Source organism: Thermoanaerobacterium butyriciformans (genome assembly GCF_017874545.1).
Lineage (GTDB): Bacteria > Bacillota > Thermoanaerobacteria > Thermoanaerobacterales > Thermoanaerobacteraceae > Thermoanaerobacterium > Thermoanaerobacterium butyriciformans.
The window spans coordinates 50,406-68,051 of record NZ_JAGGLT010000011.1 but is presented as its reverse complement, the minus strand read 5'-3'; the positions used below and the strand labels follow the sequence as shown (position 1 = coordinate 68,051).

Below are 17,646 nucleotides of genomic sequence, written 5' to 3'. Positions count from 1 at the left end.
GTATGGAGGTCAAACCATGCAAATTACAGGTACAGTTAAAATAGATAAAAAAACGAAAAATCTTGCGAAGCGTATAAGGCCTGGTGAAATTGCTGTCATAGATCATGTGGATATTGATGAAATTGGTGCAGAATCTCTAATTGAAAAGAAAATTTTAGCAGTAATAAATGCAAATAAATCAATAAGTGGTAGATATCCAAATCTAGGGCCATTAATTATTGACAAAGCTGGCATACCAATTATTGATGAAGTTGGTGAAGATATATTCGATTTATTGAAAGAAAATGACAGAATCACAATTATTGATAATGAGATATATAAAGATGGTAAATTAATAAAAAAAGGTAAATTATTGACTCACGATGTTATTAAATATAAAATGGAGGAATGTAAAGAAAATCTTGAGATAGAGTTAGATAAATTTATCGAAAATACACTTGAATATGCTAAAAAAGAAAAATCATTTATTTTAGGTAATATTGAGATACCCGATGTAAAAACAAAATTTAAAGATAGGCAGGCATTAGTTGTTGTTAGAGGCAAGGATTATAAAGAAGATTTATATACTATTAGACAGTATATAACTGATGTAAAACCGATTCTAATAGGTGTTGATGGTGGTGCTGATGCAATACTTGAATTTGGATTGACTCCAGATATTATAGTAGGCGATATGGATAGTGTTAGCGATAAAGCATTGAAACAAGCGAAGGAAATTGTAGTTCATGCATATCCTAATGGTAAATCACCAGGATTAGAGAGAGTAAAGTCTTTAGGTCTTGATGCACATATTTTTAAAGCTCCAGGAACAAGTGAAGATATTGCAATGCTTTTAGCATATGAAAAAGGAGCAGATTTAATTGTTGCAGTTGGTACACATTCAAGTATGATTGACTTTTTAGAAAAAGGGCGAAAGGGAATGTCCAGTACATTTCTTGTCAGGCTTAAAATAGGTTCTAAACTTATTGATGCAAAAGGTGTTAACAAGTTATATAGAGAGAATTTTAGGTTATCTTATGTTTTCAGCATTATTTTCGCAGCAATGGTTCCCCTCAGTGTAATAGCTTATTTTTCGCCGCCTATGCAGCAGCTTCTAAAGTTGCTGCAATTGAGAATAAGGCTTTTAATAGGATTTTAGGAGGAGATTTATGAACGTTAATATTAGATATTACGTTTTAACGATAGCAGCAATTTTTATGGCATTAGGTATTGGTATATTTATAGGATTTATGCTTGATGGGCAAAAAGTTTTTTCAGAACAGCAGGATACGATTATAAATCAGTTGGAGCAAAAATTTAAGGATATTCAGACAGAAAATTCTAATTTAAAAGACAATGTTCAGAGCTTAAATAAACAGCTTGATTATATGAATCAGTACAATAAAATAGTATTTCCGGAACTTGTCAAAGGACGTTTAAATGGCGTAAAAGTAGCAATAATCGAAACTAATAATGATTTTATATATCCAGGTTTGCGAAATGCATTGATGAAAGCAGGTGCGACAATTAGCTCAATTACGATATTTAAAGATAATTTAAATGATTTAGATGAATCTGATAAAACAGATCTGCTTAACAACCTGTCTAAATATGGAAATGTGGACAGCAATCATCTTATAGAATCTTTGTCACAGAAATTAACAGATGTTATAATCTCGGGACAAGATGCTGAGCTAATAACATATCTGAAAGATAAAGGATATATTGATTTTACTGGAACACCTGGAAGTACAGATTTTATAGTGTTAGCGGGAGGCAGCAATCTTAAAAACAATAACTTAAATATAGTAGATATACCAATTATAAGGCAGGCCAAAATTTTAAATGTGCCAATTGTTGGAGTAGAGCAAAGTGATGTAAAGTACTCTTATGTGGACGCATATAAAAAACAACATTTATCAACAGTTGACAATATAGATACAATTATAGGACAAACTTCCTTAATAATGGTTATGCAAGGTAAGGATGGAAATTATGGAGTAAAACCAGGTGATACGTCTATTATGCCAGATTCATTTATAGAACCAGCACAGCAGAATCAAAATAGTACAAATTCAAATGAGGTGAAATGATGGGCGTGAGCGTTTTGATACCTGCCTTTAATGAAAGTAATAGGATTGTTGATACGATAAAAGGGATGGAAAATATAGAAGAAATTGATGAGATCATAGTTGTAAATGATGGTTCAACTGATGATACTGCTGAAAAGGCAAAAAAAGCTGGAGCAAGGCTAGTTAACATTAAAAACAATTCAGGGAAGGGAAGGGCATTAAAAGAAGGATTAAAATATGTAAAAAATGATGTGGTTGCATTTATAGATGCAGATGTAGGTTTAACATCGAGGGAGGTAATAAAGCTTATTAAACCTGTCGTAGATGGTGAGGCAGATGTGACTGTTGCGAGGTTCCCAAAAGTCAAGGTAAAATCTGGCTTTGGTTTTGTCAAAAAACTTGCAAAATATGGAGTGAAATTACTGACAGGCTACGATTTTGACTCAACGCTTTCTGGTCAGAGGGTATTTAAAAAAGAAGTGCTTGATAAAATTAAGAGATTTTACAGCGGTTATGGAATAGAGGTTGGAATGACAATCGATATTTTAAATATGGGATATAAAATTAAAGAAGTTGATGTAGATATGACTCATTCTGTTACCTTAAGAGACATTAAAGGTTTTATTCATAGGGGCAGGCAGTTCATTGATATTTTAAAAGTGCTTTTAATAAAGGCTTTTTTTAAGGACAGGTGATAATGTGGCATCCTTATTCTTTTTGGCTATTTCTTTGTTATTTATGATAATAATTCAAAAATTTATTTTTCAAATATTAGACAAAGATGTTTGCTTAAAACCAAATTACAAGAAAATATTAATTCCTGTTTGTGGCGGCATTGCATTCGTACCAACAATTTTTATTAGCAGTATGATTTTAACATTAATTGGTTTCAATGACAGCAAAATGCCTATTTATTTGCTTTCGATAATTTTGATGTCTTATGTTGGACTGATTGATGATTTATTAGGAGATCGAAGCGTAACCGGATTAAAAGGACACATAAAATCATTGCTTCATCTTAAATTAACTACCGGTGGCCTAAAAGCGATAACTGGGTTGATTGTATCGTTATACATAAGTATAAATTTAAGCAACAGAATAATTGATATATTGGTAAATACGATAGTAATATCATTGTTTACTAATTTTTTAAATTTACTCGATTTAAGACCAGGAAGAGCATGTAAAGCATTTTTATTTTTCTCAATAATATTTTTTATAGCGACTTCAGGAGGCCCACAGCTTTTGATGATAGTTTTAGGTTCAGTGCTGGCTTTTTTGCCGCTGGATTTAAAGGGAAAGATTATGCTTGGGGATACTGGTTCTAATATTCTCGGGCTTACTTTGGGTATATCAAGTATTTTATTGTTTGATTTTAATGTGAGATTAATTATAATGATATTCTTGATTTTAGTTCACATTGTTACTGAAAAATATTCTTTAACAAAAATAATCGAGGGGAATAGATTTTTAAATTTTTTAGATATGATTGGCAGAGGACGTGACTAATAAAATGATTTTTATCAATAAAGGGATTGTGAAAAATATTATATCAAAAAGAGATGATATCAGTTTTATAGAAGTAGATGTAGATGGAGTTACAACGAAAGCAATTAATTATAATGAGATTACTGGTGAAATAAATGTTGATGATGTAGTATATATAAATCAAACGGCGAGAAATTTAAATTTAGGCACAGGTGGCTATGATTTTGTAATTTTAAATACAAAATATGATAATCTTGATTTTCAAAAGATTGGACATATAATGAAATTGCGATATACCCCCATGCAGATTAATGTATTATCGGTGGAAGAACAAGATAGTCCGTATCATGATATCTTTAATAATTTTAAAGACTTAGGTGGCATGCCTGTAATCGTTGGTGAGCTTCATAGCATGTTGGCTCCAACAGCCGTAGTTTTGAAAAAATTGAAGCCGGCAATAAAAATATCATACATAATGTCTGATTCAGCTTGCCTGCCAATTTCTTTCAGCAATACAGTTAGGTATTTAAAAGAAAATAATATTATAGACAGTACAATTACTATGGGACATGCCTTTGGCGGTGATTTTGAGGCAGTCAATATTTATTCGTCATTGATATCTGCTAAAGAAATTGTAAAGAGTGATGTGGCAATAGTGGCCATGGGACCCGGCATAGTTGGAACAGGAACAAAATATGGTTTTTCAGGAATAGACCAAGCTAGTATAATTGATGCAATAAACAAGTTAAAAGGTATCCCAATTTTGATACCACGAATTAGTTTTAATGATAAAAGAGAAAGACATATTGGTATAAGCCATCATACCGCTACTGTAATTGAGTTATTGAATAGTTCTTGCAACTTGACTATGCCTATATTAGATAATGAGAAACATTTGATTTTGGAAAAACAATTAAAAGAAAACCACGCATTTGATAAAGTTAATAAATATTTTATCGACTCTAAAATTACTAGTGATATTTTATTGGAAGTAAAAGATTTAAAATTTACGACAATGGGAAGAACAATCAATGAGGAAAAAGAATTTTTTGATGCATGTGGTGCGGCCGCAATTTATTGTTCTAAATTACTTGGAATTAATTAATTCATTAAATGTTTTGTATTTTAAAGAAAGTTTATTGAGCAGCTTAATAAGTTCACAGAACTTCCCCTTGAAGTAAATTTTATTTTCATATATGATCATTAAATTCATCTCCTTTGTTTTCATATTATGCAATTTAAGCGAAAAATATTCTTTATAGAAAGGGTGTATAAAATGGATTTAAATGAACCAACTAAAAATTCGAATACAATATTTTCTGGTAGAATAATAAATCTAAGGATTGATGATGTTGTATTGCCTAATGGAAAAGTTGCAAAAAGGGAGATAGTGGAACATGGAGGTGGCGTTTCTATATTGGCTATAAATAAAGATGGCAAAATAATAATGGTGAAGCAATATAGGAAGCCTGCTGAAAAAGTGTTGTTAGAGATACCAGCAGGGAAATTAGATATTGGAGAAAAACCTGATGAATGTGCAAAAAGAGAACTGATGGAAGAAACAGGTTATATAGCAAAGGAACTGAAACATATTTTTTCATTTTATCCATCTCCAGGTTTTTCTACTGAGGTTTTGCATTTATATTTAGCAGATGATTTAGAAAAAGGTACGCCTCATACGGACGCTGATGAATTTTTAGATGTTTATGAGTATAGCGTTGACGAGATAAAAGAAATGATTAAAAATGGCTTAATAGAGGATGCTAAAACCTTAATAGCACTTTTGTATTATATCAAATGAAAAGAGGTATTTGAATTGTACTACAATGCTGATTTACATGTTCATTTGGGAAGAACGAAAAGCGGAAAACCTGTTAAGATAACTGCATCGCCAAGTTTAACAGTAGAAAATATATTTGAAAAATGTGTAGAAAAGGGTATAGATATTGTAGGAATCGTAGATTGTGCAGTACCTGAGATTTTGGATGAATTGGAGGATTTGGTTAAAAATGATGTACTAAGACAGTTAGATGGCGGAGGGCTTATATACAAAGATAAGATTGTTTTACAATTAGTAAGTGAGATAGAGGTCGGTGGTGAATTGGCGGGTTCACCACATTTATTATGTTTCTTAAAAGACATTGAATCAATGAGAGCTTTTTCTAAAATATTGTCTAAGTATATCAATAATATAAACTTAAGTACACAGAAATGCAGGCTAAATAGCATAGAAATATTAAAGATAGTAAGAGATTTCGATGGATTTGTCGTGCCTGCTCATGTATTTACGCCGTATAAAAGTTATTATGGGAATACGACTGATAGATTAAGTCGTGTATTTGAAAAATATTATGATGAAGTCTTTGCTATCGAGCTTGGTTTAAGTTCTGATACATATTTGGCTGATATGATCAGTGAATTAAGCTACAAAGTTTTTTTAAGCAATTCAGATGCTCATTCTCTGCAAAAAATAGGAAGAGAATTTAATGTTTTTGACTTACCAAGTCCTGACTTTAAAAGCGTAAAATTGACGCTTAAATCTAGAAGTGGCATCATAAGAAACTATGGTTTAAATCCTGCATTAGGTAAATATCACAGGACATTTTGCCTTGACTGCAGTAAAATTTCGAACACAAATCCTCCTATTCACAAATGCGCGTATTGCAACAGTGAAAATGTAGTATTTGGTGTTTTGGATCGAATATATGAAATAAAGGATCAAAAAATATTGCATCCTGCATTTAGACCGGAATATATCTATCAGATTCCACTGGAATTTATACCCGGAATTGGTCCTAAAACAGTGAAAAAGCTCTTGTATGAAGTTGGAAATGAGATATATGTTTTACATGAAGCACCTTTCGAACAATTAAGAGAATGTATAGGTGAAAAATTGGCAAAGAATATTGTAGATGCAAGATATGGAAATGTAAAAATAAAAGCAGGTGGTGGCGGCATTTATGGTAAAATAATTTAAGCTAGTCATATTGTCCTTCTTCAAAGCATAAATTTAAATATAATTTAAGGCAGGAGGAGGACGTTGCCTTGAAAGTTTTAAAAGAAAAAATTTCTAAACATATAAAAGATAATTCTATCCTATATATAATTATTTTAATGTCTTTTATGATTGGAATAGCGTCTGGCTCTTTTACAATAAATACATTAAACGATATACAGAAAGAAAATATGATGAAATATATAAATAATTTTTATGTGATAATTAGTCAAATGAAAATAATTCCTATTGAAATATTTAAACAATCTGTATTAAATAATTTTGAAACAACTTTCGTGCTTTGGCTGTTAGGGGCTACAATTATAGGAATTCCTTTTATATTTCTCGTTGTTGGTATTAGAGGATTTTTATTAGGATTTTCCATTGGTTTTCTAATCAATCAATTGAAATACAAGGGTATAATATTTGCTTTAATTGCCATACTACCACAAAATATTTTGGTTCTAATTTCATTATTTTTTATTTCAGCAACTTGTATAAATTTTTCAATGTATATATTAAAAAACCGAAGATTTAATGTTAATGATTTATTCTCTCAATTTGTCACGTATACGCTCATAATATATTCTGCTTTTTCATTGATGATAGTAGGTGGTGTATTTGAAGCTTATATAACACCAAATATTTTATATCTATTAAAAAATATTATTCAATAAGGATGAAGGAAAATTAAAAGTTTTGTTGAATATTTATTATAATCAAATATAATAGGGGTAATGTTGATGGTAAGTGTTGTACAAGCTTTTATTGATTTTCTTAAAAATAATAAAAAGTTAAGCGATAATACTATAGATTCATACAAAAGAGATATCACACAATTCTTAGAGTATTTAGAAAAAATTAATATTGGATGTTTTGAAGTTAAAAAGGCTACGATTATTAATTATATGAATTTGTTAAAACATAAGAATAGATCACAAGCTACTATCTCAAGACATCTTTCATCTATAAAATCATTTTATCAATATTTATTCATGAATAGGTTAATTGATGAAGAACCTGCATATACTTTAGATGCACCAAAAATAGAAAGAAAAGTTCCTGCAACATTGTCAATTGATCAAGTTGATAAATTATTGTCATATGAATTCGAAAAAAGCGAAAAAGGTTTAAGAGATAAAGCAATAATAGAAGTCCTATATGCAACAGGGTTAAAAGTATCAGAATTAATATCACTGCGCATAGATGATGTTAATCTTAATTATGGTTACATATATTGCAAAAGTACAAAAGAAAGATTTATACCAATTGGTGATTCTGCAGTAGATGCACTTCAAAATTACATATCTGTAAGAGAAAATGTTAAAAATAATGATTATCTCTTCTTAAACATGAGAGGTAAGGCACTAACTCGCCAGGGTTGTTGGAAAATTATAAAAGAGTACACAGATATAGTTAATCCAGGATTTGATATAACTCCTAGTATACTGAGAAAATCTTTTGCCAAGCATATGTTGGAAAATGGGGCGGATATAAGAAGTGTACAAGAAATGCTCGGATATAAATCGACTGGTTCAAATGAATTAATATCATTAATTGCTAAATCAAAGATTAAAGAAGTATACAAAAAGTCACATCCTCGTGCATAAAAATTTTAGAATAATTATCCCTCCTTAAGAAAAAATAATTTTAAGAGGAGGGATACAATGTTAAAAAAGATAGTTTCATTTATCTTGATATTTACATTGATTTATACAATAATAACAGAAGATATTGCATATGCTGATAATTTTGATCTTAAGTCTAAGTCAGCCATTCTTATGGATGCAAATACAGGAAAAGTATTATATGAAAAAAATAGTCATGAAGAATTACCTCCTGCAAGTGTTACTAAAGTAATGACAATGCTTTTAGTAATGGAAGCATTAGATTCTGGCAAAATTAAGACTACTGACAAAGTTGTAACAAGCGAACATGCTTTTGATATGGGAGGAACACAAATATACTTAGAAATCGGTGAAGAAATGACAGTAGACGATTTATTAAAGTCTGTCGCTATGAATTCGGCTAATGATGCTTCAGTAGCACTGGCAGAATATATCTCTGGCAGTGAAGAAAAGTTTGTAGAAGAGATGAATAAACGTGCTAAGGAGCTTGGAGCAAAAAATACTAATTTCAAAAACGCTTCAGGGTTGCCTGAAAAGGATCATTATACTTCTGTTTATGACATCGCATTAATTTCGAGAGAGCTTGTTAAACATAAAGGAATATTTAAATATTTGACAGATAAAATAGATTCAGTTAGAAATGGAAAATTTAGTTTGGCGAATACTAACAAACTATTGTGGAGATATCAGGGAGCTGATGGAATAAAAACTGGTTCTACTTCAGAAGCTTTGTATTGTTTATCTGCAACAGCAAAAAGAGGAGATACACGATTTATAGCAGTGGTATTCGGTGCACCAGATTCTAATACTAGATTCAAAGAAGCTTCAAAGCTTTTAGACTATGGATTTGCGAACTTTGAAACGAAAAAAGTAGTTGAAGCAGGAAAAACTTATGGTACAGTAAAAGTATTAAAAGGAGAAAAAGATTATATAAATGCTGTTGCTAATAGTGATGAATATGTCTTGTTGAAAAAAGGTGAAGCTAAAAATATAAAACAAGAAATTAGCATAAATAAATACGTAGAAGCTCCAATTAAAGTCGGTGCTAAAATCGGAACAATTAAAATCTACGATGGAAATAATCTGATTAAAACTGTGCCTTTGACTTCTAATCAAAATGTTAAAAAATCAAATATATTTGATAATTTGAGAAAAGTTTATAGATCATGGATTGAAAAAAACTAAAAGCTTATTCGCTTTTAGTTTTTTTGTATATTATATAGAAAAATATAACAAAAAAGGAGGATATTGAGCTGTTATGTAGAATATATATAGATGGAGGGATAAAAATGGATATAAAATTTATGAAAAAAAATGATATATTAATAGTTAAAGTAAAGGGAGAGTTAGATCATCATACATCAGATATTTTTAAAGAATCTATAAATAACGAATATCAAAAAGGCTATAAAAATATTATACTAGATTTAAAAGATTTAAATTTCATGGACAGCTCAGGCATAGGCATGATTCTTGGAAGGTATAAGATGGCAAAAGATAAACATGGTACATTAGCAATTGTAGGAGCTAAGTCACAACTTTTGAAAGTTATAGAGTTGTCTGGAATTTTAAGAGTTATAAACTGTTATAAATCAATTGAAGAAGCTATTGAAAGCATGCAAAGGGGGATATAAATGAGCTATTCAAATAAAATGGAATTGAAATTTTTAAGCAAGTCACAAAATGAATCTTTTGCACGAACAGTTGTCGCTGCTTTTGCTGCTCAGTTGGATCCTACAATTGAGGAAATCGCAGATATTAAAACGGCTGTTTCTGAAGCTGTGACAAATTGCATAATTCATGGATATGAAAATAAGATAGATTATATAATTTTAAGAGCGGAGATAGAAGGCAATAAATTAATAGTAGAAGTAATTGACAATGGAGTTGGAATAGAAGATATTGAAAAAGCCATGGAACCTTTATATACAACGAAACCTGACGAAGATAGATCGGGAATGGGTTTTACAGTTATGCAGACATTTATGGATGAATTAGAGGTGGAGTCGGAAAAAGGCAAAGGTACCAGAGTTAAAATGGTTAAATACATTAATACAAATAAATGAGGTGCTGTTATGATAGAAAAAGATAGCGAAAGGAATGAAGATGTAAATGAACTTATAAGAAAATCTAAAAATAATGATAAATTATCGTTGGAAAAGTTATTAAAAGAAAATAGTGGTCTTATCTGGAGTATTGTAAAAAAGTTTTCTAATAGGGGATATGAAGCAGAAGACCTTTATCAAATTGGGTGTATAGGATTCGTTAAAGCTATAAATAAATTTGATGAGTCCTATAATGTAAAACTGTCTACATATGCTGTTCCTATTATACTAGGCGAAATTAAAAGATTTTTACGAGACGATGGTCTTATAAAAGTAAGTCGGTCATTGAAAGAGTTGTCGAATAAAGCTTATTATATAAAAGATGAACTGGAAAAAAAATTAAATAGAGAGCCAACTATTCAAGAAATTGCGTCTAAACTTAATGTTACAGCCGAAGAAATTGCGATGGCATTTGAATCAACAGCAACTGCTGAATACCTGTATGACAATTCACAGCACAACGAAGATGATAACATGCTTTTGATAGAGAAAATAAGCAGTGAAGATAATGAGTATGATATTGAAGACAAGCTTGCGCTGAGAATGGTTCTTAAAAAATTAAATTCTAGAGAAAGACAGATTATAGTTTTGAGATATTTTAAAGACATGACACAAACTGAAGTATCAAAGATTCTTGGAATATCGCAGGTGCAAGTATCAAGAATTGAAAAAAAAGTATTAAAAAAATTAAAAGAACAACTTCAAGAAGTGTAAGATGTGTTACACTTCTTTTTTGTATTAAAAAATATATATTTTCACATAATATTATTGTGTTGAGGTGTTACAAATGAAGAAGTTTATAATAATAATTTCAATTGCTTTTTTAACACTATCTGCATTTTACTTTTTAAAATATAATACAACAAAAAAAGTACCTGATAGTGCAATATTAGTTTATTTAAAGGAGGAATTAAAATGGCTGTAGTAAAAATCTTAAATGTAGTTGGAGATTCAACAAAAAGTTGGGATGATGCTATACAAAATGCAGTTGCAGAAGCGGCAAAGACGGTTGACAATATTTCAGGAATAGAAGTGTTAAACCAAACTGCCAATGTAAAGAACGGCAAAATTGTTGAATATAAAGCTAATATACAAATAGCATTTAGAGTGGATAGATAAACAGTGGGCAACCATACAAGGTGCCCACTAAATGGAGGTGTAGCAATGGAGAAGGATGTTAAAAAACAACAGGAATACAAAGATATTGCCCAAAAATATGAACCTAAGCCAACATTGATAAAAAATATTATATGGGCTTTTGTTGTAGGGGGATTAATATGTGACATTGGTCAATTTTTTCTCAATTTGTTTGTCTCACGTGGCATGAGTCTTGAACAAGCAAGTACTCCTGTTGCGATCATAATGGTTTTTTTAGGTTCATTTTTAACAGGAATAGGCATTTACGATGATATTGGGCGCTTTGCAGGCGCAGGCTCTGTTGTGCCTATAACAGGCTTTGCAAATTCAATTGTTGCGCCAGCGATGGAGTTTAAAAGAGAGGGATTTGTATTTGGCGTTGCTTCTAGAATGTTTAATATAGCTGGACCAGTAATTGTATATGGCGTTGGAACATCAATTATTGTAGGACTTGTGTATTATTTTCTGAAATAAAGGGTGATAAACTATGGCGCAAAAGAAAATGGGTTCGCAAACTGTCAAATTTGTAAATCCGCCATCTATAATATCTTCAGGTACTATTGTAGGTCCTAAAGAAGGGCAAGGACCTTTAAAAGACTATTTTGATATGATTTTAACCGATGATACTTATGGTGAAAAGAGTTGGGAAAAAGCAGAGTGTAAAATGTTTCAGGATTCAGTTAATCTAGCTTTAAAAAAAGCAAGTTTAAATATTAACAATATAGATTATTTAATAGGAGGAGATCTGCTAAATCAAATAATCACTTCTAGTTTTGCTGCAAGGCAATTTAATGTAGCAACATTTGGTTTGTATGGAGCTTGTTCTACAATGGCAGAAGGACTGTCAATAGGTTCTATGGTAATAGACGGAGGTTTTGCAGATTATGTAATTGTAACAACATCAAGTCATTTTTCTACTGCAGAAAGGCAATATAGATTTCCTTTGGAGCAAGGTGTACAAAGGCCATTTACGGCACAGTGGACAGTGACAGGTTCAGGCTCATCACTGTTATCTTCTACTGGCAGTGGTCCATATATAACACATGTTACTACTGGAAAAGTTGTGGATTTAGGGATGAAAGATGCTAATAATATGGGCGCTGCGATGGCACCTGCTGCAGCCGATACCATAATAACACATTTTAACGATACTGGTTTTACTATAAACGATTATGATTTAATAATAACAGGTGATATGGCAAGAGTGGGAAAAAGCATTTTAATGGAGCTACTCAATAAAGAAGGTTTAAATATAGAAGATAAATATAAGGACTGTGGAATAGAAATATACGATGAATCTCAGGATGTGCATTCTGGTGGTAGTGGAGCTGGATGTTCGGCAGTTGTTTTAAATGGATGGCTGTTGAGTCAGATTAAAAATGGAACTTATAACAGAGTTTTGTTTATAGCAACAGGTGCGCTATTGTCCCCCACAAGTACACAGCAAGGAGAGTCAATACCTGGTATAGCACATGCTGTTACTATTTCAAGATACACATAGGAGGCTGGTATAATGGATTATATACGTGCTTTCGTTGTTGGGGGATTAATATGCGTTATTGCTCAAATACTGATAGACAAGACGAAGTTAACGCCTGCAAGGATTTTAGTTCTTTATGTAACACTTGGTGCTATACTAGGTGGTTTCGGAATATATAAAAAATTAATAGATTTCGGTGGCGCAGGTGCAACTGTACCACTTTTAGGCTTTGGAAATTCGCTAGCACAGGGTGCGATTAAAGCAGTAAAAAAAGACGGGATTATAGGTGCTTTTACAGGAGGATTGACAGCGACGGCTGGAGGTATTTCGGCAGCAGTTTTTTTTGGCTATTTATTTTCAATAATATTTAATCCAAAAACAAAGAAATAAGTTAAACATGTATAATTTATTCGTTAGCATAATTCTAATGATTATGCTTATTTTTTTATCTAAATATGATATAATAATTTAAGTATAATTGTGGAAAGAGGGGTTTTTATATAGATAAGGATATACTTTTGATACTTAAAAAAATATCGTGTAAAATGGGTGTCAAATCTTATATAGTTGGAGGATATATTAGAGATGAGATTCTGAATTTAGAAAGCAATGATATAGACATTACAGTTGAAGGTGATGGAATAAGATATGCATTAATGTTAAGCAAAATTTTAAATGGGAAAATTGAAATACATGAGAAATTTAAAACGGCAAAAATACAAGCTGACAAATACACATTTGATGTAGTTTCAGCAAGGAAGGAGTATTATGCTCATTCTGGAATTTTGCCTGATGTAGAATTGGCGGATATAGTTGAGGATATCAAAAGAAGAGATTTTACTATTAATATGCTGGCATTTGATATAAAAGAAGGCATGATAATTGATTTATGCAATGGTCTGGATGATATTAAAAATAAATTGATTAGAGTTGTACATGATAAAAGTTTTAATGATGACCCAACAAGGATATTTAGAGCGTTAAGATACAGCGTTAGATTAGATTTTAAATTAGAAGAACATACTGAACTTTTGCTAAAACAATCGATTGCTAATGGTGATATTGACAATCTTTCAGCAGATAGGATTATGAATGAGATTTATTTGATTTTAAGCGAGAAAAATCCTGAAACCATTGTGAAATTGATGAAATATTATGAAATTGACAAAAAAATATTTAAAGGAATAGACATTAATATTAAAAATTTGAATACATATGCAAGATATGGGGATGTCTTGTTATACAGATTTCTTTTGTTTTTTTATAATGTTAAAAAGGATGATTTAGATTATTTGAATGAAAAATTTAATTTTAGACGTCAATATTCTAAGGGATTATCAGATCTTATTGAGATTAAAATGAATTTATACACTTTAAAAGATGATATAGCAGTGTACAATTTATTTAAAGACAAAAAGATCGAGGCAATAAATGCGATATATACTATGGAAGGTGAAAATATTAAAAAAATTGTTGATAGGTATTTTGAAGTGATTAGATCTTTAAAGTTAGAAGTAAATGGTGATGCCATAAAAGAGTTAGGACTTGAGCCATCACCTGTATACAAAAAAATATTAGAAAAAATTTATTATGATAAATTATGCGGGAAAATAATAAACAAAGAAGATGAATTTGAACGACTAAAACAGTATGTGGAAAAAGTTAAGCGAGGTGAAAAAATATGAATATAATATTAAGTTATTTAATAAGAATACCGGCCTTGATAATTGCTATGAGTTTTCATGAGTTTAGTCATGGATATGTAGCTGATAAACTTGGTGACCCAACTCCTAGGCAAAATGGCAGATTGACATTAAATCCACTTGCACACATAGATCCTTTGGGATTACTAATGTTATTTGTAATATATTTTGGATGGGCAAAGCCTGTACCGATAAATCCTTATTATTTTAAAGATAGAAAAAAAGGAGTTTTGTATGTTTCTTTGGCAGGACCTCTCTCAAATGTTTTTCTGGCATTTATAACGCGAATTTTAATGGTTTATTTTTACAATGTACCAATAGTTGGACTTTTTTTAAACGTATTATATCAGTACAATTTGGTTTTTGCAGTATTTAATATAATTCCTGTTCCACCATTGGACGGGTCAAAAGTTTTATGGAGTCTTCTTCCACAAAGAGAAGCATATGTTTTTTCACAGTATGAACAATATGGACAGATTGCATTACTTTTGCTACTATTTACTGGGATAATAAATATTGTAATGACACCGGTGATGGTGGGTTTGGACAGGGTAATTTCTACAATAATTTTATTTCCGTTTGGAGTGGGATAATGTACAATGTGAAAATTGAAACTTTTGAAGGTCCATTTGATCTTTTGTTTCATCTAATAGAGAAGAACGAAATAGACATTAAGGACATTCCTATAGCCAGTGTATTTGAACAATACATGGAATACTTAAATGCAATGCAAGAAATGGATTTAGATATAGCTACTGAATTTATCTTGATGGCAGCAACATTACTTGAGATAAAATCTAGTATGCTTCTGCCAAAAGCTCAGCCTGAAGGTAAGCAATTGGAGTTAGATGATGTAGATCCTAGAGAAATACTTGTAGAAAGGTTAATTGAATATAAAAAGTATAAGGTTATCGCAAATAAATTAAAAACTTCAAATGTCTATGGGCTTAGGTTTTTTAAAGAAGAACCTGAAATAAAATATATTGATAAATCATTATTACTTAATTACTCTGCTGATGATTTAAAGAAAGCTTATATCAAGATTTTGAAAAGGTCAAATAGCGATGTAATTCCAATTAAATATGCAAAAGACCAATTTACTGTCGAAGATAAAATTAAGGAATTTCTTAAAAATTTAATAGTTACACCAATTATGAAATTTAGCGATTTCGTATTTAATCGACATAAGGTGGAAAAAGTAGTTTCATTTATGGCACTTTTGGAACTTATTAAATTAAACAAAGTTGTAGCAGAACAAAAGAAAATATTTGGAGATATTATTATAAAAAAACTAAAGAGGTGAAAAAATGGACATAGATTATATAATTGAGTCAATCTTATTTGCTGCAGGACGACCAGTAAAGATAAATACATTGAGTAATGTCTTGAATGTTTCTGCAGATGATGTTAAGGAATCATTTTATAGATTAAAAGACAGTTATGTCTCTAATAATAGAGGAATAGATGTTGTTATGATCGATGATTCTTTAGCTATGTGCTCAAATGAAAAGTATGCAGAATATATAAAAAAAGCATTAGGACTTGACATAAAACAAGGTCTTTCTCAAGCTGCATTAGAGGTTTTATCGATAATTGCGTACAATCAACCTATTACAAGAATAGATATTGAGAAAATAAGAGGTGTAAAGTGCGAGAAGGCAATTAATACTCTTCTGGAATTTAATTTAATCAAAGAAAACGGAAGAGTAAATGCTCCTGGTAGAGCTATACTTTATTCTACTACAGATGATTTTTTAAAGTACTTTAATTTACCTTCCTTAAAAGATTTACCACCATTAGACGATGTCATATAGTATTTTTATTTTACTTATTGAAAACAATAAAACAGAGAAGGTGAATTGATGTTTTCTTTCTACATATTGCTAATTATAATTTTAATTATTATAGTGATATATACTTTACCTATAACGATTAAAATATGTTTTAACAATTACGGCAGCAATTTTATTTTAAATATATACATATATATCTTGCGATTTATTAGGATAGGCTTTTTCGATATTAATTATAAAAGAATTGATGAAAATGATAAGATGGAAATGTTATTAAAAATATTTGGAATAAAAGTACTTAGCATGATGGTTGATGCAGCTAATTTGACAATTAAAGATAAAAAGCCAGTTATAAAATATAAAATACACAAAGCGTTTTTTTTAAAATTCCCCAAAAAAGTTGAAGATAAAAAAATGTTTAGTTTTCACGATATATATAGAATGTCGAATCTGTTTTACTCAAATAAGAAAGTTATCTATGAAACCAGTTTAAATATAAAAAAATCTATAGTAATTCGAATATTTAATTTAAATATAAAAGAAGGTTTTAATGATGCAGCTTTAACGTCTATTTTATATGGGATAATTAATAGTATGGTTTATACCATATTTGTTCCTATCTATTGCAATATTAGATTTTTAAATAAGCCTTCTATATCAATAAGTCCATATTTTGGAAGAAATATTTTTGAAAGCAATTTTAATTGCATATTAGATTTTAGATATGGTAATATTATAGTTAATAGTATAAAATTTATTAAGAATTTTAAGTGGAGGTGATCAGGATGAGTGATCATCCAATAGAAGGGTTAATGAAAACCACAATGGAAAGTCTGAAAGACATGATAGATGTTAACACTATAGTAGGTGATGCAGTTGAAGCACCAGATGGAACTGTTATTATTCCTATTTCAAGAGTGACTTTCGGATTTGCGGCTGGTGGTGGAGAATTTCAAATGACACAAAATAAGGATAAGGAACAAAATCAGCAGAATAATCAAGAATCAAAAATGCCATTTGGTGGTGGTAGTGGTGCAGGCGTTTCATTGCAACCTGTTGCTTTTATGGTTGTAGGACAAGGCCAGATAAGGCTTTTACCTGTCAATCAAAATGCAATGGTTGAAAGAATTATTGATTTAGCACCTAAATTGATGGAAGAGCTACAAAATGTTTTTAATAAGAACAAAACGAATAAAAAATCAACGCCGATAACAGTAACAAATAATGTAGATTAATGTTAATTGAAATGTGGGTCATAATGTGAGG

The 17,646-nt window shown here is 30.4% G+C and carries 24 protein-coding genes; all 24 read left to right on the top strand.

Translation table 11 applies throughout. The features are described from left to right. Positions 1–16: 16 nt before the first annotated feature. The 24 genes from steA (at position 17) to ytfJ (ending at position 17,615) form a co-directional block, all read left to right on the top strand. Complete coding sequence (steA, locus tag J2Z80_RS06090; RefSeq protein ID WP_209453601.1) at positions 17–1,138, top strand: putative cytokinetic ring protein SteA; 1,122 nt, start codon at positions 17–19, stop codon at positions 1,136–1,138. A 10-nt stretch (positions 1,139–1,148) separates the two neighbouring features. Further along, positions 1,149–2,072, top strand: a complete 924-nt coding sequence (locus tag J2Z80_RS06085; protein ID WP_209453600.1) for a copper transporter — start codon at positions 1,149–1,151, stop codon at positions 2,070–2,072. Further along, on the top strand, positions 2,072–2,746 hold the full coding sequence (locus J2Z80_RS06080) for a glycosyltransferase family 2 protein (protein WP_209453599.1): 675 nt from the start codon (positions 2,072–2,074) through the stop codon (positions 2,744–2,746). Before J2Z80_RS06085 ends, J2Z80_RS06080 begins: the two co-directional genes overlap by 1 nt. A gap of 43 nt (positions 2,747–2,789) precedes the next feature. After that, positions 2,790–3,560 carry an MraY family glycosyltransferase gene (locus J2Z80_RS06075; RefSeq protein WP_245301182.1) on the top strand — a complete coding sequence of 257 codons (771 nt, stop codon included), beginning with the start codon at positions 2,790–2,792 and terminating at the stop codon, positions 3,558–3,560. A 4-nt stretch (positions 3,561–3,564) separates the two neighbouring features. Beyond that, a complete protein-coding gene (locus J2Z80_RS06070; protein WP_209453630.1) occupies positions 3,565–4,644 on the top strand; it encodes a DUF3866 family protein in 1,080 nt (359 codons plus the stop codon). Positions 4,645–4,815: 171 nt separating this feature from the next. Continuing rightward, a complete protein-coding gene (locus J2Z80_RS06065; protein WP_209453597.1) occupies positions 4,816–5,340 on the top strand; it encodes an NUDIX hydrolase in 525 nt (174 codons plus the stop codon). Positions 5,341–5,355: 15 nt separating this feature from the next. Beyond that, positions 5,356–6,516, top strand: coding sequence for an endonuclease Q family protein (locus J2Z80_RS06060; protein WP_209453596.1), 1,161 nt, complete (start codon positions 5,356–5,358; stop codon positions 6,514–6,516). 68 nt (positions 6,517–6,584) lie between these two features. Beyond that, positions 6,585–7,211 (top strand): stage II sporulation protein M, encoded by a 627-nt coding sequence (gene spoIIM, locus J2Z80_RS06055; protein WP_209453595.1) that lies wholly within the window; start codon positions 6,585–6,587, stop codon positions 7,209–7,211. Positions 7,212–7,274: 63 nt separating this feature from the next. After that, positions 7,275–8,144: a site-specific tyrosine recombinase gene (locus tag J2Z80_RS06050; RefSeq protein ID WP_209453629.1), complete on the top strand. Its 870-nt coding sequence runs from the start codon at positions 7,275–7,277 to the stop codon at positions 8,142–8,144. A gap of 57 nt (positions 8,145–8,201) precedes the next feature. Further along, positions 8,202–9,347, top strand: a complete 1,146-nt coding sequence (locus J2Z80_RS06045; RefSeq protein ID WP_209453594.1) for a D-alanyl-D-alanine carboxypeptidase family protein — start codon at positions 8,202–8,204, stop codon at positions 9,345–9,347. Positions 9,348–9,451: 104 nt separating this feature from the next. Further along, complete coding sequence (locus tag J2Z80_RS06040; RefSeq protein ID WP_209453593.1) at positions 9,452–9,796, top strand: STAS domain-containing protein; 345 nt, start codon at positions 9,452–9,454, stop codon at positions 9,794–9,796. Next, the gene (gene spoIIAB, locus J2Z80_RS06035) at positions 9,797–10,228 is read left to right on the top strand and encodes an anti-sigma F factor (protein ID WP_209453592.1); all 432 of its coding nucleotides are present in this window, start codon (positions 9,797–9,799) and stop codon (positions 10,226–10,228) included. It begins immediately after the preceding gene. A 9-nt stretch (positions 10,229–10,237) separates the two neighbouring features. Continuing rightward, a complete protein-coding gene (gene sigF, locus J2Z80_RS06030; RefSeq protein ID WP_209453591.1) occupies positions 10,238–10,981 on the top strand; it encodes an RNA polymerase sporulation sigma factor SigF in 744 nt (247 codons plus the stop codon). A 73-nt stretch (positions 10,982–11,054) separates the two neighbouring features. After that, positions 11,055–11,192: a hypothetical protein gene (locus tag J2Z80_RS06025; RefSeq protein ID WP_209453590.1), complete on the top strand. Its 138-nt coding sequence runs from the start codon at positions 11,055–11,057 to the stop codon at positions 11,190–11,192. Continuing rightward, complete coding sequence (locus J2Z80_RS06020) at positions 11,183–11,386, top strand: dodecin family protein (RefSeq protein ID WP_013297816.1); 204 nt, start codon at positions 11,183–11,185, stop codon at positions 11,384–11,386. Before J2Z80_RS06025 ends, J2Z80_RS06020 begins: the two co-directional genes overlap by 10 nt. A 45-nt stretch (positions 11,387–11,431) precedes the next feature. Further along, positions 11,432–11,878, top strand: a complete 447-nt coding sequence (spoVAC, locus tag J2Z80_RS06015) for a stage V sporulation protein AC (RefSeq protein ID WP_209453589.1) — start codon at positions 11,432–11,434, stop codon at positions 11,876–11,878. Between the two features lie 13 nt (positions 11,879–11,891). After that, positions 11,892–12,905: a stage V sporulation protein AD gene (gene spoVAD, locus J2Z80_RS06010; RefSeq protein ID WP_209453588.1), complete on the top strand. Its 1,014-nt coding sequence runs from the start codon at positions 11,892–11,894 to the stop codon at positions 12,903–12,905. 12 nt (positions 12,906–12,917) lie between these two features. Continuing rightward, positions 12,918–13,274: a stage V sporulation protein AE gene (gene spoVAE, locus J2Z80_RS06005; protein ID WP_094045116.1), complete on the top strand. Its 357-nt coding sequence runs from the start codon at positions 12,918–12,920 to the stop codon at positions 13,272–13,274. A 128-nt stretch (positions 13,275–13,402) separates the two neighbouring features. After that, the gene (locus J2Z80_RS06000) at positions 13,403–14,569 is read left to right on the top strand and encodes a CCA tRNA nucleotidyltransferase (protein ID WP_245301176.1); all 1,167 of its coding nucleotides are present in this window, start codon (positions 13,403–13,405) and stop codon (positions 14,567–14,569) included. Then, complete coding sequence (locus J2Z80_RS05995; protein WP_209453587.1) at positions 14,566–15,180, top strand: site-2 protease family protein; 615 nt, start codon at positions 14,566–14,568, stop codon at positions 15,178–15,180. The genes J2Z80_RS06000 and J2Z80_RS05995 overlap by 4 nt, the downstream gene beginning before the upstream one ends. Continuing rightward, positions 15,180–15,890, top strand: a complete 711-nt coding sequence (locus J2Z80_RS05990; RefSeq protein WP_209453586.1) for a segregation and condensation protein A — start codon at positions 15,180–15,182, stop codon at positions 15,888–15,890. Before J2Z80_RS05995 ends, J2Z80_RS05990 begins: the two co-directional genes overlap by 1 nt. 4 nt (positions 15,891–15,894) lie before the next feature. Further along, positions 15,895–16,401 carry an SMC-Scp complex subunit ScpB gene (gene scpB, locus J2Z80_RS05985; RefSeq protein WP_209453585.1) on the top strand — a complete coding sequence of 169 codons (507 nt, stop codon included), beginning with the start codon at positions 15,895–15,897 and terminating at the stop codon, positions 16,399–16,401. 48 nt (positions 16,402–16,449) lie between these two features. After that, positions 16,450–17,160 (top strand): DUF2953 domain-containing protein, encoded by a 711-nt coding sequence (locus J2Z80_RS05980; protein ID WP_209453584.1) that lies wholly within the window; start codon positions 16,450–16,452, stop codon positions 17,158–17,160. 5 nt (positions 17,161–17,165) lie between these two features. Next, positions 17,166–17,615, top strand: a complete 450-nt coding sequence (ytfJ, locus tag J2Z80_RS05975; protein ID WP_209453583.1) for a GerW family sporulation protein — start codon at positions 17,166–17,168, stop codon at positions 17,613–17,615. Positions 17,616–17,646: the final 31 nt, after the last annotated feature.